The 14,252-nt window shown below is 58.3% G+C and carries 14 protein-coding genes; 12 read left to right on the forward strand and 2 right to left on the reverse strand.

Annotated features, from left to right (window positions below; translation table 11 throughout):
• Positions 1-218: 218 nt before the first annotated feature.
• A complete protein-coding gene (locus tag AC1D2P_RS23685) occupies positions 219-410 on the reverse strand; it encodes a YegP family protein (protein WP_046029596.1) in 192 nt (63 codons plus the stop codon).
• Positions 411-641: 231 nt separating this feature from the next.
• Here AC1D2P_RS23685 and AC1D2P_RS23690 point away from each other — a divergent pair, with 231 nt between their 5' ends.
• From AC1D2P_RS23690 to AC1D2P_RS23715, 6 genes are all read left to right on the forward strand, one after another.
• Positions 642-1,655 (forward strand): glycosyltransferase family 2 protein, encoded by a 1,014-nt coding sequence (locus AC1D2P_RS23690; RefSeq protein ID WP_477758074.1) that lies wholly within the window; start codon positions 642-644, stop codon positions 1,653-1,655.
• 3 nt (positions 1,656-1,658) lie between these two features.
• Positions 1,659-2,369, forward strand: a complete 711-nt coding sequence (locus AC1D2P_RS23695; protein WP_109787413.1) for a class I SAM-dependent methyltransferase — start codon at positions 1,659-1,661, stop codon at positions 2,367-2,369.
• Positions 2,366-2,752 (forward strand): GtrA family protein, encoded by a 387-nt coding sequence (locus AC1D2P_RS23700; protein WP_109787414.1) that lies wholly within the window; start codon positions 2,366-2,368, stop codon positions 2,750-2,752. The genes AC1D2P_RS23695 and AC1D2P_RS23700 overlap by 4 nt, the downstream gene beginning before the upstream one ends.
• On the forward strand, positions 2,749-4,875 hold the full coding sequence (locus AC1D2P_RS23705; RefSeq protein WP_477758075.1) for a DUF6311 domain-containing protein: 2,127 nt from the start codon (positions 2,749-2,751) through the stop codon (positions 4,873-4,875). Before AC1D2P_RS23700 ends, AC1D2P_RS23705 begins: the two co-directional genes overlap by 4 nt.
• Before the next feature lie 72 nt (positions 4,876-4,947).
• Positions 4,948-5,874 (forward strand): LysR substrate-binding domain-containing protein, encoded by a 927-nt coding sequence (locus AC1D2P_RS23710; protein ID WP_046029608.1) that lies wholly within the window; start codon positions 4,948-4,950, stop codon positions 5,872-5,874.
• 75 nt (positions 5,875-5,949) lie between these two features.
• Positions 5,950-6,315: a 5-carboxymethyl-2-hydroxymuconate Delta-isomerase gene (locus AC1D2P_RS23715; RefSeq protein WP_046029609.1), complete on the forward strand. Its 366-nt coding sequence runs from the start codon at positions 5,950-5,952 to the stop codon at positions 6,313-6,315.
• A 3-nt stretch (positions 6,316-6,318) separates the two neighbouring features.
• On the opposite strand, the gene AC1D2P_RS23720 is transcribed toward AC1D2P_RS23715, so the two are convergent.
• Entirely contained in the window at positions 6,319-7,254 is a 936-nt protein-coding gene (locus tag AC1D2P_RS23720) for a LysR family transcriptional regulator (RefSeq protein ID WP_077430712.1), read from the reverse strand.
• 413 nt (positions 7,255-7,667) lie between these two features.
• Between AC1D2P_RS23720 and AC1D2P_RS23725 the strand changes: the two genes are divergently transcribed.
• The 6 genes from AC1D2P_RS23725 to AC1D2P_RS23750 all read left to right on the forward strand — a co-directional run bounded on the left by AC1D2P_RS23725 (position 7,668) and on the right by AC1D2P_RS23750 (position 14,188).
• Positions 7,668-9,050 carry a glutamine synthetase family protein gene (locus AC1D2P_RS23725; RefSeq protein WP_477758076.1) on the forward strand — a complete coding sequence of 461 codons (1,383 nt, stop codon included), beginning with the start codon at positions 7,668-7,670 and terminating at the stop codon, positions 9,048-9,050.
• 155 nt (positions 9,051-9,205) lie between these two features.
• A complete protein-coding gene (locus AC1D2P_RS23730) occupies positions 9,206-10,855 on the forward strand; it encodes a phosphoethanolamine transferase (protein ID WP_477758077.1) in 1,650 nt (549 codons plus the stop codon).
• 70 nt (positions 10,856-10,925) lie between these two features.
• Positions 10,926-11,588: a class I SAM-dependent methyltransferase gene (locus AC1D2P_RS23735; protein WP_046029614.1), complete on the forward strand. Its 663-nt coding sequence runs from the start codon at positions 10,926-10,928 to the stop codon at positions 11,586-11,588.
• 123 nt (positions 11,589-11,711) lie between these two features.
• Entirely contained in the window at positions 11,712-12,845 is a 1,134-nt protein-coding gene (rnd, locus tag AC1D2P_RS23740) for a ribonuclease D (RefSeq protein WP_046029617.1), read from the forward strand.
• On the forward strand, positions 12,842-13,135 hold the full coding sequence (locus AC1D2P_RS23745) for a YcgL domain-containing protein (protein WP_046029619.1): 294 nt from the start codon (positions 12,842-12,844) through the stop codon (positions 13,133-13,135). Before rnd ends, AC1D2P_RS23745 begins: the two co-directional genes overlap by 4 nt.
• Before the next feature lie 120 nt (positions 13,136-13,255).
• Positions 13,256-14,188, forward strand: a complete 933-nt coding sequence (locus tag AC1D2P_RS23750) for a D-2-hydroxyacid dehydrogenase (protein ID WP_046029622.1) — start codon at positions 13,256-13,258, stop codon at positions 14,186-14,188.
• Positions 14,189-14,252: the final 64 nt, after the last annotated feature.

Here is a 14,252-nt window from a genome sequence, read left to right on the forward strand (position 1 = left end):
TTTGATGCGGCGCTGAATCCGTTGCCTGTCTGAGGCGTATTGTTCCCCAGGATTTTGTTGGTGCATTTTCGGGCTCCATCGCGGGCACGCCCGCACCCCCTTTGGATTGCATTCTTCCTGAACGAATGCAATCCACTGTGGGAGCGGGCTTGCCCGCGATGAGGCCAGTGAAATCAGCCCAAGAATCAGCTATCTGCCTCGGGCACTGGCTACCAGGCCTAGATTTCTTTCACCGGCGTTTCACCCTCGACCCCTTTGATCAACCCGATGACGTGCAGGCAATCGGCTTTGTTCACATACGACTCACCACTGGCAATCGTCTCGTGATTCCCCGCCCTCAACCGCCAGCGCCATTGTCCTTTGCCGGTGCTCGGGGTGCCTTTGGACTGCCTGTAGATCTCGAAATACATACTGCTCGCTCCATGCGATGGGTTATAGCGACAACCAGTGTGACGCATCGGGGGCAAGCCTAGCGGAGCTGGCTTTTTTGGCCATCCAGCATTTGTTTCCAGGCATTTGAAAATATTTCTGCCGGCGCCAGCGGGCCGGTGGGAATGGCCAATTCCCCCTCGGATTCGCCCTTGCATCACCTTCCTCGGTCCTGCTTAATACGATTCGGTTCATGCGTCGAGCACCTGTCGATGCCCCCGGATTGTCGTAAAACCACTATAAAAAAGAGCAATCAATTGACTCATCAGCACGGAACGCATCTGACCGGGCCTCTGGCGTTGTCGCTCGTCATCCCGGTGTTCAATGAAGCAGCGACCGTCGATTTGTTCATCGCGCGGATCAATGACGTCTTCAACCAAGAGACGCTGATTGGTCTGGAGCTGGTTTTCGTCAACGACGGCAGCACCGACGCCACACTGGACCTGCTGCTGGAACGCCAGCAGACAGATCCACGCCTGCGCATCGTCGACCTGAGTCGTAATTTCGGCAAGGAAGCGGCGCTGACTGCGGGTTTACAGACGGCTACCGGACAGGTCGTGGTGCCGATCGATGTCGATTTGCAGGACCCGCCTGAAGTCATTCTTGAAATGATCGCCCGCTGGCGTGAAGGCTATGAAGTGGTGCTGGGCCATCGTCTGAGTCGCAACACCGACTCCTGGGCCAAACAGACCTCGGCCAACTGGTTCTACCGCCTGCACAACAAGATTGCCGAACAACACCTGCCGGAAAACGTCGGTGATTTCCGGCTCATGGACCGTTGCGTGGTCGATGCCTTGCAGACACTGCCCGAGTCCCGACGCTTCATGAAAGGCCTGTTCGCCTGGGTCGGATTTCGCACCACTTACGTGAACTACGAGCGCCCCGAACGGGTGGCGGGGGCGACCAAGTTCAACGGCTGGCGCTTGTGGAATTTCGCCCTGGAAGGCATCACCAGTTTCAGCACTGAACCGCTGCGGGTCTGGACCTACCTTGGTCTGGTTGTTTCGCTGATTTCTTTCGCGTTCGCCATTTTCATCATCCTGCGCACCTTGATTTCCGGAATTGACCTGCCGGGTTACGCCTCGCTGATGGTCGCCGTGACTTTTCTGGGTGGCTTGCAATTGATCGGCATCGGCGTGCTGGGTGAATACCTGGGCCGGACCTACATCGAATCCAAGCGCCGCCCGGTTTTCTTGGTGCGTCGTGTCTACGACCCCAAGGACTGAAGCATGGACCTCAAGGAAACCGACATCCTCGGTTCGAGCATCGACCAGCATTGGTATTACGCCTCCAAAGCGGCGGCGACCATGCGCTTGTTGGGCAACACACCTTTCACAAAGATTCTCGATGTGGGCGCAGGCTCCGGGTTCTTTACTCACCACTTGCTAAAGCATTCACCGGCCACCGAGGCGTGGTGCGTAGACATTAGTTATGAAGCTGACTCGGACACGACCACCGCCGCAAAACCCGTGCATTACCGACGCGCAGTCGACGCGCTGGATGCCGACCTGGTGCTGCTGATGGACGTGCTGGAGCATGTCGATGACGACGTCGGTTTGCTCAAGGCGTATGTGGATAAAGTCCCGTCCGGCAGTCGATTCCTGATGACGGTGCCCGCGTTTCAGTTTCTGTGGAGCGGACACGATGACTTTCTTGAACACAAACGCCGATACACCTTGGCTCAGCTGGAAACGGTGGCGCGCGATGCCGGGCTGACGGTGAAGCAGGGTGCTTACTACTTCGGCCTGGTGTTCCCGATAGCAGCCACATTGCGGCTGCTGCCCAAAGGCGCGCAACCGTCACCGCCGCGCTCGCAACTCAAGCGACATCACCCGTTGGTCAATTCGATCCTGAAGACGCTGTGCCGCCTCGAATTGCCGCTTATGGGCGCCAATCGCTGGGCGGGTCTGACGGTGTTTGTGCTGGCGCAGAAGCCGTGACGTCGGCCGAAAAATCCGCCCTGATCAAGCGTGGCCTGCGTTTTGCCGTGACCGGATTGTTCGTCACGGCGCTGCATGCGCTGGTGGCCGTGCTGTTCATCAATTTCGTGGTGGCGCAGCCACCACTGGCCAACGGCGTGGCTTTTGCCGTGGCGACGGTGGTGTCTTACGTGATCAACACCACCTGGAGTTTTTCCGCACGGTTGCACGGCCGAACGCTGCTGCGTTTCATGATGGTGTCCGGTGCCGGTTTTCTGCTGGCGATGCTGGTGGCGTGGGCCGCGCAATTGGCCGGGCTGCATTATTTGCTGGGGATTGGCGCGGTGGCGCTGACTATTCCGGCATTTACCTTTGTACTGCATAACTTCTGGACGTATCGATGAAGGACTTGGTTAAGCAGTTGCCGATCAACCTGTTGCCTGTGTTGATCGGTGTTCTGGCCTTTTTCATCGTCGTTGGGCCAAGGGCGCTGAACCCTCAAAACATTGCATGGCTGGGTAATGGTGATCCGGCGACGCATTATCTGGGCTGGGTCTTTTTCCGACAGTCGCCCTGGACCTTTCCCATCGGACTCAATCCTTCCTATGGGCTGGAATTGAGCAATGGCATCATTTTCTCTGACTCCAATCCACTGCTGGCATTCTTGTTCAAACCGTTCGCCTCTCTGTTGCCAACGCCTTTCCAGTATTTCGGACTCTGGTTCCTGGCCTGCTTCGTTTTGCAGGCCTGGTTTGCCTGGAAACTGGTAGGGCTGGTGTCGACCCACGTGGGTGTGCGTGCCGTGAGTACGGCGTTGTTCCTGTTTGTTCCGCCCATGCTCATGCGCATGCCTTTCCATTTGTCCCTGGGTGGGCATTTTCTGGTGCTGGCCTCGTTGTATCTGGCGCTGCACCCGCAATTGCGTCGTCGACGCCTGGTCTGGGGGGCGTTGCTAGCGGCGGCCGCGTTGATCCATGCGTATTTTTTGGCGATGGTTGCAGTGATCTGGATCGCCGATCTCACGAGCGGCTATTTCAAGAAAAAACTGACGCTGCAGTCTGCTGCCATCGAATTGATCGGGCTGTTTTCGCTGGTCACTGTTTGCTGCTGGCAGGCGGGCTATTTTTCGGTGGGCAGCGAGGGTGCGATATCGGCCGGTTTTGGTCTGTACGCCATGAACCTGCTGTCGCTGATCGATCCGGGGAACTGGGCGGGGCAGTGGTCCTATGTGCTGAAGGATTTACCCGGTGTTCAAGGGCTCGGTGAGGTTGAAGGATTTCTTTTCCTTGGCCTTGGGCTGATGACGCTGGGCATTTGCGCACTGGTGGGGTTACTTCAAGGCCGTACAGGTTTTTTCCAGCGACTGCGGCGCTGGCCGTTATTGCTGGTAGCGTTGGTGGGACTGGGCCTGTTCTCGATTTCCAACCATGTGGCTTTAGGCTCGCTCGATATAACCTTTCCACTGCCGCCTTGGGTGATTTCAATCGCCAACGTCTTCCGTGCTTCCGGGCGGATGTTCTGGCCGCTGTACTACGCGTTTATCTTCGCCATGATTTTCCTGGTGATCCGCGCCAATACCTCCCGCACCGCCGTGAGTCTGTTGTCCCTGGCATTGCTGATACAGGTGCTGGACACCCATGCCGGCTGGGCCGGCGTTCGCAAGCAGTTGATGGTTGAACCCGCATCGAAGTGGGCCTCGCCCATGGTCGATCCCTTCTGGAACAGTGCAGCGGCTCATTACCGGAACATTCGTTGGGTGGTTCCGCAAAACCAGTCCCCAAACTGGATGGCAGTGGCTGATTTTGCCAGCGCCCATGGCCTTGCCACGAATGCCGTTTACCTGGGGCGGGTGGACACGGGCAATTGGATAAAATCCGGGCAGGACACCGCGCGTGAAATGGCGTCGGGCAAGTACGACGCTGATTCGTTGTACCTGTTCGATGACCGTGCCTGGATGCAGGCCGTGAGAAACGTGAATACCCCAACGGATCTGTTCGCCAGGATTGACGGGTTCACGGTGCTTGCTCCGGGCTGGAAACAGTGCAGCGCCTGCACACAGGCTACCTCGCAAATCAATCCGCTGGAGTTGGTTCCATCGCTGGAGCCCGGACAAAAAACGCTGTTCAACACCGGCAGCAAAGGCGGGGCGCTGCTGGCCAAGGGGTGGTCCGATACCGAGCTTTGGGGGACCTGGTCCAAGGACCCTGAAGCTGAAGTCATGTTCCGGGTCCCGGCGCCCGTGCATTCCTTGCGTCTGGAGGCCACGGCGTTCCTTCCTCCCGGGCATGCTCGCCAACGTGTCGCCATCAGCATCAATGAACTGCCGGCCATGAATACTCTGCTTGAGCAGGCCGATGGCAATGTTATCGAAATGCCGCTCACCACCGAGATGCAAGCGCGGGTAGCGAGTCAGGGTGTACTGAGGCTGCAATTTCAGTTTGCCGATGCGGTCAGTCCAAAACAGTTCGCAATGGGCCAGGACGTGCGACAACTCGCACTCGGATTGAAGGCCTTGACGGTCAATTGATGGCCGTTGCACGTAGACGCTCCCCTCGCGCCTTTCTACACTGCCGTGAGTGTCGGGGACCGGGGGCAATGAATGAATCGCAATGAACTGCGCAAGGCGGACATCAACCTGATGGTGGTGTTCGAAACGTTGATGCTCGAGCGCAACGTGACGCGGGTGGCGGAGAAGCTGTTTCTCGGGCAGCCGACCATCAGTGCCGCGCTCAATCGCCTGCGCACGATGTTCAATGACCCGTTGTTCATTCGCGTCGGCCATCGCATGGAGCCGACGGCCCGCGCCGAGGAACTGATTCAGTACCTGTCGCCGGCGCTGGATTCGCTGTCGGTGGCCCTGAGCCTGACCCACGATTTCGACCCCGCCAGCAGCACCATGACCTTTCGCATCGGGTTGTCGGATGACGTCGAGTTCGGCCTGCTGCCGCCGCTGTTGCGGGCCTTGCGCCAGGAAGCGCCGAAGGTGGTGTTCGTGGTTCAGCACGTCGACTACTGGCGCATACCGGACTTGTTGGCGTCCGGCGACATCACCGTCGGCATCAGCCAGACCCGCGGCCTGCCAGCCAATGCCAAGCGCAAGCTGTTGCGGCACATTCAACCGAGCATCTTGCGCGCCGATGCGTCCGACACACCGCTGACGCTCGATGAATATTGCTCACGCCCTCATGTGCTGGTTTCCCACACCGCGAACGTCAGTGGTTACGCCGATGAGTGGCTGGCGGAGATTGGCCGCACGCGCCAGGTCGTCCTTTCCGTGCCGCAATACAGTGCGTTGCCGGCCTTGCTCGCCGGCACTGATTTGATTGCCAGCCTGCCGGATTACACCGCCGAAGCCATGGCCGCCTCTGGCTTGCTGTTCAAGGAACCCTTTCCGTTCAAGACCCCGACGCTGGACTTGTCGATGGTCTGGCTGAGCCATGTCGATACCGACCCCGCTGAACGCTGGTTGCGTTCGCGTCTGGAGGGGTTCATGAGTGAACGTTCGTCACTGCCGTTGGCCCAGTGAGTCGTCGGTCAACGCTGTGTTATACGTAGGACCTTTCTGCACACTCTTTCTGCACACCCTTTCTGGAGCCGCGTCATGCCACACCTGCACATGGAATACACCGCCAACCTGCCCGGGCTGAACGCCGACGTGGCGTTGATCCGGCTCAATAACACCCTGGTGGCTTCCGGTCAGTTTGCTGCGGAGTTCGACATCAAGAGCCGAGCGATGAAGGTCGAGACTTTCAAGGTGGGTACCGCGTTGGCTGAACGGGGGTTCGTCCATGTGAAGCTGGCGTTGTTGAGCGGTCGCTCGCCGCAGATCAAGCAGCAACTGTCTGAAAGCTTGCTGGCGGTGGTACAGGACCTTTGCGAGTGGCCGGCGGAGGTTGAAGTGCAACTGTGTGTCGAGATTCTCGACATTGATCGCGAGTCCTACGCCAAGACCGCCATCAGCCGCTGAGCTTCAAGCCATTGCCTGCTCGGCACAGACCTCGATCACCTGCTCGCGCAACCAGGTGTTGGCATTGTCCTGATCGGCACGTTGACTCCACTGCATGTCCAGGGTGAAACCCGGCAGCCCGTTGGGGGCTTCGCAGTGATTGAAGATCGCTTTGTTGGCCAGCAATTGCTGGATGCGACGGGGCAACGTCAGGATGAAGTCTGTGCCGGTGATGGTTTTCAGTGCCGCACTGTAGCTGTTGGCGCGCGCGACGATCTGCCGTTTGTGCGCCTGTTGCGCCAGCCAGCCGTCGACCCTGTTGGCGGTGGACGTCCATGGGGTCGGGAACACATGTCGGCGTTCGACAAAGGCTTGCAGGCTTAAACGCGGTTCCAGGGGTGTGGCGCGTTTGTCGAACACGCAGACCAAGTCATCTTCCAGCAACATTCGGGATTTGAAGTCGGTGTGGCTGCGATGGAAGTTTGGGCCGAAACAGATCACCAGATCGAGACTGCCATCGCGCAACTCTTCGACCGGAATATCGGTTTCGAATGTGTGCAGGTTGACCATCACCGGCAGGTCGGCGAAGTCGAAGCGCTTCAACAGGCGCGGCAGAATCAGCTGCTCGAAATACTCCGGCGCGCAAATATTGAACGTCACCGCTTGCAAGGTCGGGTTAAACGCCGGGGCACTGACGTGACACAAGTTGATGCTTTCGAGAATTTTCTGCACATGCGTGTACATGGTGCTGGCTTTGTAGGTAGGGCGCATACCGGTGCGGGTATTGGTGAAGAGCTCGTCTTCAAAACTGATACGCAGCTTTTTCAGGCAGTAACTTACCGTGGACTGGCTGACGCAGAGTGCCGCCGACACACCGGTGACGCTGCTTTGCTCGTACACGGCGACAAATACCATGAGGTCTTGCATGTCGAGCTTTCTAAGCAAATTACTGTTCAGCATCCATTCTGACTCGCTGTGCTCCTTGCGCTGACAGTGCGCAAACGTGTGCGAACGATCCTAACGGAACGACCGTACCAGGAGAATGCCTTGTAGGAAGTTTCATTGAAAGGCGTGGGGTAGGGCGCGAATGATTGTTTAGCCAATCCGTAACCAAGGTTCTTCAAATCCAGATTTAAAGACTCAACCGCCCGTGTGACGCTGCTGCTCATCTGTTCTCTGCGGTTTTTTCTATGGGCGATTGTCCCGTCGCACTTCCCTCCGAGTTGGCCTTCTGGGCGCTGTGGCATTGTCGTCACGCACGCCCACCGGATTCCTGCATTTCCCGTTGATTGTTCTGACAGGTCCCGCGCCCGGCGCTGGATCAAATCGGCGACGCCTGCGCGTTCGCCTGACGCGGAAATAAGAGAATGCTCATGAGTAGTGCCACGACATCGTTCGCCACCTTGCAAGAAGCCCTGACCTTTCTCGAACAGAACCCGGATATCGAAATGTTCGAGCTGTTCATTCTCGACAACAACGGTGTGCCACGGGGCAAGTTGTTGCATCGCGATGAGCTGCTGGCGGTCTACGAAAGTGGCCGGCCATTGCCGAGTACCATTCTCGGCCTGACCATTAATGGCGATGACGTGGAAAACTCCGGACTGGTCTGGGATGTCGGCGATATTGACTGCCGCGCCTACCCGGTCAGCGGCAGTCTGACGCGCATGCCGTGGCGGCTGATTCCGACAGCGGCGGTGCAAGTCAGCATGCACCCCAAAGAAGGCATGCCGGCGACGATCGCTGATCCTCGGCACCTCCTGGCGAAAGTGATCGAAGACTTGCAGGCCGATGGCTATTACCCGGTCATGGCGGCAGAGCTGGAGTTTTATCTGCTGGACCAACAGCGCGACAGTCAGGGGCGACCGCAACCGGCGCGCGATGTCGACGGCGGGCGACCTCGCACGACTCAAGTCTACGGTTTGCGTGAACTGGAGCAGATCGAGCCGTTTCTGGCCGATCTCTACAGTGCCTGCAAGCTGCAAGGAATTCCGGTGCGCACGGCAATTTCCGAATATGCGCCGGGGCAAGTGGAAATTACCCTCGAACACCGCACCAATGCCCTACAGGCAATGGATGAAGCGGTGCGTTACAAACGGTTGGTCAAGGGCGTGGCCCATAAACACGGGATGACGGCGTGCTTCATGGCCAAACCCTTTGATGACCTGGCGGGCACCGGGATGCACATGCACGTCAGCCTGGCGGACAAAGAGGGCAACAACCTGTTCGCCAGCGAAGCGCCAGACGGCACACCACTGCTCAGACAAGCCGTCGGCGGGATGCTCAGCACCTTGCTCGATTCACTGCTGTTGTTCTGCCCGAATGCCAACTCCTATCGCCGATTCCAGACCAACAGCTACGCCCCCCTGGCGGCGACCTGGGGTGTGGACAACCGTACGGTGAGTTTGCGCGTGCCAGGCGGGCCTGCGTTTTCCCGGCACATCGAACACCGTATTTGCGGTGCCGACGCCAACCCGTACCTGGCCGCCGCGGCGATCCTGGCCGGCATCCATCGCGGTATCCGCGAACGATTGGACCCGGGTGCGCCGGTGGAAGGCAACGGGTACGCCCAGGCCACGGAGTTGTTGCCGACCGATTGGCTGACCACGTTACGTGCGCTTGAAGGTTCGACCTGGGCACGTGAAGCGTTCGGCGGCCCCTTCCTTGGCGTTTACCTGGCCGTAAAGCGCGCCGAGTACCGACAATTCATGGGCGAGGTCGGTGAACAGGATTGGCGCTGGTACCTGAACCAGGCCTGAATCATTCTCAAACAGTCGTGATATCAGGAGCCAACTATTCGTTGGCTTCTTTTTCACAAAAAATTGATGGTTGGGTACCTAACATAAGTGTTGTCACGGTCAATGAAATTTTCACATTTGCCGTAGGCACTTCTTTTTAGGAACAGCCGATCACCATGTTGAAGATTAAAGCCGTGCGCCCGGAATGGGTGACACTGATTGCCAGTGCCTTTTTGTTAACCGCCTTCAATTTTGTGCTCTGGCAACACCTGTTTGAAATCACGACGTCCGACGGTAAAGGCATCGTCATGCGCGTGGCATTCGGGGCGATGATTCTGGCGGCGTTCAACATTGTGCTGACCTTGCTGGCGTTCAAGCGTGTGTTGAAGCCGGTGCTGATGCTGATCTTCATGATCAGCGCCGGGGTGGCGTATTTCATGAGTCAATACGGTGTACTGATCGACACCGGCATGTTGCGTAATTTCGCACAAACCAATGCGACGGAAGTACGAGACTTACTCTCGTTGAAGTTGTTGGCTTATATCCTGTTCCTGGGTGTTTTGCCGTCATGGTTATTATGGAAAACCCCGGTTAATTATCGCCGTTGGCACCATGAGTTATTAAGTAAAGTTCTGGTGAGTGTTGTGTCGGCTACCGTCATCGGTGGTGTGGCACTGATTAACTATCAGGGCTTGTCCTCATTGTTCCGCAATCATCACGAGTTGCGCCTGATGGTCGTGCCGAGCAACTACATCGGTGCCTCCGCTGGCTATTTGCGCGAACAGGTTGCTTCGGCCCATCAACCCTTTGTCAAAATCGGCGAAGACGCGCAGAAGAATCCGACCTGGCAGGGCCGCGATCGCAAATCCCTGACGGTATTGGTGGTGGGCGAGAGCGCCCGGGCCGAGAACTTCGGCATCCTGGGCTATGACCGCGACACCACCCCGAAGCTGAGTAAAGAAGCCGGCCTGATCGCATTTACCGATGTGCATTCCTGCGGCACGGAAACCGCCGTGTCCGTGCCGTGCATGTTCTCCAACATGGGCCGCAAGGACTACAACGCCAGCAAGGCGAAGAATGAAGAAGGCCTGCTGGATGTACTCAAACGTGCCGGCCTGGAAGTGATCTGGCGTGATAACCAGTCGGGCTGCAAAGGCACTTGCGATCGGGTCACCCTCGACGACGTGAGCAACTTGAAAGACCCGGTACTGTGCGCCAACAGCGAATGCCGCGATGAAATCCTGCTGCAAGGTTTGCAACATTTTATCGACACACTCGATAAAGACACCGTGCTGGTCTTGCATCAAATGGGTAGCCATGGCCCTGAGTACTTCAAGCGTTACCCGAAGGAGTTCGAGCGCTTCACCCCGGTTTGCGAAAGCAACGCACTGAACAATTGCAGTCGCGAAAGTATCGTCAATGGTTACGACAACACGCTGGTGTATACCGACCACGTACTGTCGAGCCTGATCGATCTGTTGCGCAAGAACCAGGAGAAAGTCGACACCGCGATGCTGTACCTGTCCGACCACGGCGAGTCGTTGGGTGAATACAACCTGTTCTTGCACGGCACGCCTTACATGCTGGCGCCAGAACAACAGAAGCACGTGGCCATGCTGGCGTGGTTTTCCGACAGCTTTCAGAAATCGTTCTCGGTGGACACCCAATGCCTGCAGCTGACTCGCGACAAACCGTTGAGCCAGGACAACCTGTTCCATTCGATGCTGGGGCTGCTGGAAGTCAGTAGCAAGGTCTACAACCCGGACCTGGATATGTTCGCCGGGTGTCGTGGTGCAGCTGGCGACGGTGTGCTGGCCAAGAAATGAAGGCTTCAAGCTTTTTACGCACCGGCCGCTAACAGGCAGCCGGTAGAGTCACTACCAAGAGTCATTGCACATGTCTGCGCAACCCACATCCGCCATCGAGCTTGAGTTCGCCCGGCGCTACGATCAGGAACACGCCCGCGTCTGCCAGCAGCCGCAACCGCGTAGCCTGACGGGGCGTCTGGCGTTCTGGCGCGAGGAAAACCTGGTGCGCAATGCGCTCAAGGTTGCGGGCGAGCCGGGGTTGATCCTTGACGTGGCGTGCGGCGCCGGGCGTTTCTGGCCGGTGCTGGCGGAGCATGCGAACCGCGTGATCCTCGCGTCGGACCCGTCTCAGGACATGCTCAACCATGCGCAGACTCATCATCCGCAGAGCTTGCTCAAGCGGATCAAGACCTTCCAGAGTTCAGCCTTCACCCTTGGACTGTCGGCGAATGCAGTGGACTGCATTTTTTGCATGCACCTGTTTCAGCACATCACCTGCGCCGAACATCGATTGGCGATGCTTGAGGAGTTCCATCGGGTCAGTCGCGATACGGTCATTGTTGCAGTGCGGGTGGACGGATTGTTCAAGCTGCGGCTACCCGAAATAGCGACCGCTAACGCTCCACAGCTGGTCAGCAAGGTCGAGATTGAAGCCGAATTCAAACAGGCGGGTTTTCGCGTGTTGCGTCATAAAGATTTCCTCCCGGGCTGCACGTGGATGCGGGTCTACGTACTGAGTAAGACCAGCTAGTCTCCACTTGTCAGACTTTTCTTGCCGTCGGGTAGGTCTTTTCGCTAAAGCTCTTGTTCAGTGGATGCGCGGAAATCGCCGGGGGCGATATATACTGCGCGCCATTCTTCAAGGGAGAGCCGTGTGGCCATCGATATTCACTGGATTCGCGACAACGATAGCCTCGGTCAGTTTTGCGCCGAGTGGCAGCAGTTGCCATTCGTTGCCCTCGACACCGAATTCATGCGGGTCGACACCTTTTACCCGATCGCAGGCCTGCTGCAGATCGGCGATGGCGTACGCGCTTACCTGATAGACCCGCTGACCATCGACAATTGGCAGCCCTTGGCCGCGTTGCTGGAAAACCCGGCCGTGGTCAAAGTCGTCCATGCCTGCAGCGAAGACCTCGAAGTGCTGTTGCGCCTGACCGGCAGCCTGCCAGCGCCGTTGTTCGATACGCAACTGGCGGCGGCCTACCTGAACCTGGGCTTTTCCATGGGGTATTCGCGGTTGGTGCAAGAGGTGCTCGGCATCGACCTGCCCAAGGGCGAGACCCGTTCCGACTGGCTGCAACGTCCGCTTTCCGACACCCAAATCAGCTACGCCGCCGAAGATGCTTTGCATTTGGCGGAAGTTTTCGTACAGCTTCGTCCGAAGCTTTCTGACGACAAGTATGCCTGGGTCCTGGAAGACGGCGCCGAGCTGGTGGCCAACCTGCGCCGCGAGGTCGACCCTTACGAGGTCTACCGCGACGCCAAACTGGCCTGGAAGCTGTCTCGCGCCCAACTCGCCGTGTTGCGTGAACTGTGCGCCTGGCGCGAGCGCGAAGCCCGCGCCCGGGATCTGCCGCGCAATCGTATCGTTCGTGAGCATTCGTTGTGGCCGCTGGCGCGGACTCAGCCGGACAACCTCGGCGCGCTGGCGAAAATCGAAGACATGCACCCGCGTACCGTGCGTCAGGATGGCGAGTTTCTGCTTGATCTGATCAAGCGTTCCGGCAGTGTGTCGCCTGATCAATGGCCGCCAACCGTGCCGGAGCCGTTGCCGGTGGATGCCGCCGCACTGGTCAAACAATTGCGCGCTATCGGCCAGGCCGAAGCCGAACGCTTGAACATCGCGCCGGAATTGATGCTGCGCAAGAAAACCCTGGAAGCGCTGCTCAAGAGCGGCTTCCCCAATGGTCCTTACCAATTGCCTGATTCGTTGCGTGGCTGGCGCCGCGAATTGATGGGCCAGGCGCTGCTCGACAGCCTGGCCACCGCCGGAGAACAGCCTTGAAACGTATTTGCTCGATCTACCGCAGCTCGAAAAGAAGTGAAATGTACCTCTATGTGCTCAAAAGCGATGCACTGGAGCGCGTCCCGGACTCATTGATGGCGGCCTTCGGCAAAGCCATCCATGCGTTCGACCTGGTGCTGACCCCCGAGCGCAAGTTGTCGCGCGAAGACATCGCCGTGGTTCTGGAAAATCTCGACACGCAGGGTTATCACCTGCAAATGCCGCCCGCCGAGGACGAGTACATCGAGCACTTGCCGGAAGAATTGCTGCGACGCAACGACCCGATGTGAGGGGCTGACAGGTTCTGTTCAGGACCTTCATGAAACACTGGAACAATTTTTGATGATGGCTATAGCGAGGGCGCGACCTGCCTTCGGTGGCCGTCTGCACTGTTTTTGAAAGGTTTAACCATGCGCGTTCTGATTGCTGAACACGATCACCCTGTGTACGCCCAATTGTTGCGTCAGGCAGCGCCAGAGCTGGAAGTGCTGACCAGTGGCGACTCCGCCGAGCTGGCCCGTCAGGCGGCGGACTGCCCGGTGTGGCTGGGCCAGCCGGATTTACTCGCGACACTCCTGCGTCAGGGCCACCAGCCACAGTGGCTGCAATCGACCTGGGCGGGCATCACGCCGCTGCTGGCCGACGGCTTGCCCCGGCACTATCGACTGACTCGCGCGGTAGGCATTTTCGGTCAGGTCATGGCCGAGTATGTGCTGACTTATATGCTTGGCCACGAGCGTGAAGTACTGGCGCGGCTGGTTAGCCAGGTCGAGCGCAAATGGGACAGCCGCCACGGCCAAAGCCTGGCCGGACGCAAGGTGTTGATCGTCGGTACCGGTGACATCGGTCAGACCGTGGCGCAGTTCCTCGTGCCGTTTGGGGTCAAGTTGTACGGCATCGCCAGCGAAGCTCGCGAGCTGGCGCCGTTTGTTGAAGTGGGTTCGCTGGCCGATTTGCCGCGACTGGTCGGTGAAGTGGATTACGTGGTCAATCTGCTGCCCAACACCCCCACGACCCATGACTTGTACGACGCGGCGCTGTTCAAGCAGTTCAAGCCGACGGGGTTGTTCATCAACGTCGGGCGCGGTGTGGCCGTGGTCGATGCTGACTTGGTAGAAGCCTTGAAAGAAGGGCATCTGGCGGGCGCGGTGATTGATGTCTGCCGTCAGGAACCGCTGCCGCAGCGCCATCCATTCTGGACCGCCTGGGGCTTGCTGCTGACCGGCCACAGCTCGGCGCCGACGTCGCCATCGATGATGGTGGACCTGTTTGTCGAGAACCTGCGGGCGTATCAGGCCGGTGAGGCATTGCGCGGGGAAGTGGATTTCGAACGCGGGTATTAAACACATGCCAAAACACTGTAGGAGCCGAGCTTGGTCCGGGCGGCTCCTACAGTAGATCTTCAGT

The sequence above is a fragment of the Pseudomonas sp. P1_F1_2 genome (assembly GCF_056405815.1).

Excerpts from the sequence above, each read along its gene's own strand:
- AC1D2P_RS23685 (WP_046029596.1), bottom strand. The coding sequence starts at position 410 with ATGTATTTCGAGATCTACAGGCAGTCCAAAGGCACCCCGAGCACCGGC.
- AC1D2P_RS23690 (WP_477758074.1), top strand. The coding sequence starts at position 642 with ATGCCCCCGGATTGTCGTAAAACCACTATAAAAAAGAGCAATCAATTG.
- AC1D2P_RS23695 (WP_109787413.1), top strand. The coding sequence starts at position 1,659 with ATGGACCTCAAGGAAACCGACATCCTCGGTTCGAGCATCGACCAGCAT.
- AC1D2P_RS23705 (WP_477758075.1), top strand. The coding sequence starts at position 2,749 with ATGAAGGACTTGGTTAAGCAGTTGCCGATCAACCTGTTGCCTGTGTTG.
- AC1D2P_RS23710 (WP_046029608.1), top strand. The coding sequence starts at position 4,948 with ATGAATCGCAATGAACTGCGCAAGGCGGACATCAACCTGATGGTGGTG.
- AC1D2P_RS23715 (WP_046029609.1), top strand. The coding sequence starts at position 5,950 with ATGCCACACCTGCACATGGAATACACCGCCAACCTGCCCGGGCTGAAC.
- AC1D2P_RS23720 (WP_077430712.1), bottom strand. The coding sequence starts at position 7,254 with ATGCTGAACAGTAATTTGCTTAGAAAGCTCGACATGCAAGACCTCATG.
- AC1D2P_RS23725 (WP_477758076.1), top strand. The coding sequence starts at position 7,668 with ATGAGTAGTGCCACGACATCGTTCGCCACCTTGCAAGAAGCCCTGACC.
- AC1D2P_RS23730 (WP_477758077.1), top strand. The coding sequence starts at position 9,206 with ATGTTGAAGATTAAAGCCGTGCGCCCGGAATGGGTGACACTGATTGCC.
- AC1D2P_RS23735 (WP_046029614.1), top strand. The coding sequence starts at position 10,926 with ATGTCTGCGCAACCCACATCCGCCATCGAGCTTGAGTTCGCCCGGCGC.
- AC1D2P_RS23750 (WP_046029622.1), top strand. The coding sequence starts at position 13,256 with ATGCGCGTTCTGATTGCTGAACACGATCACCCTGTGTACGCCCAATTG.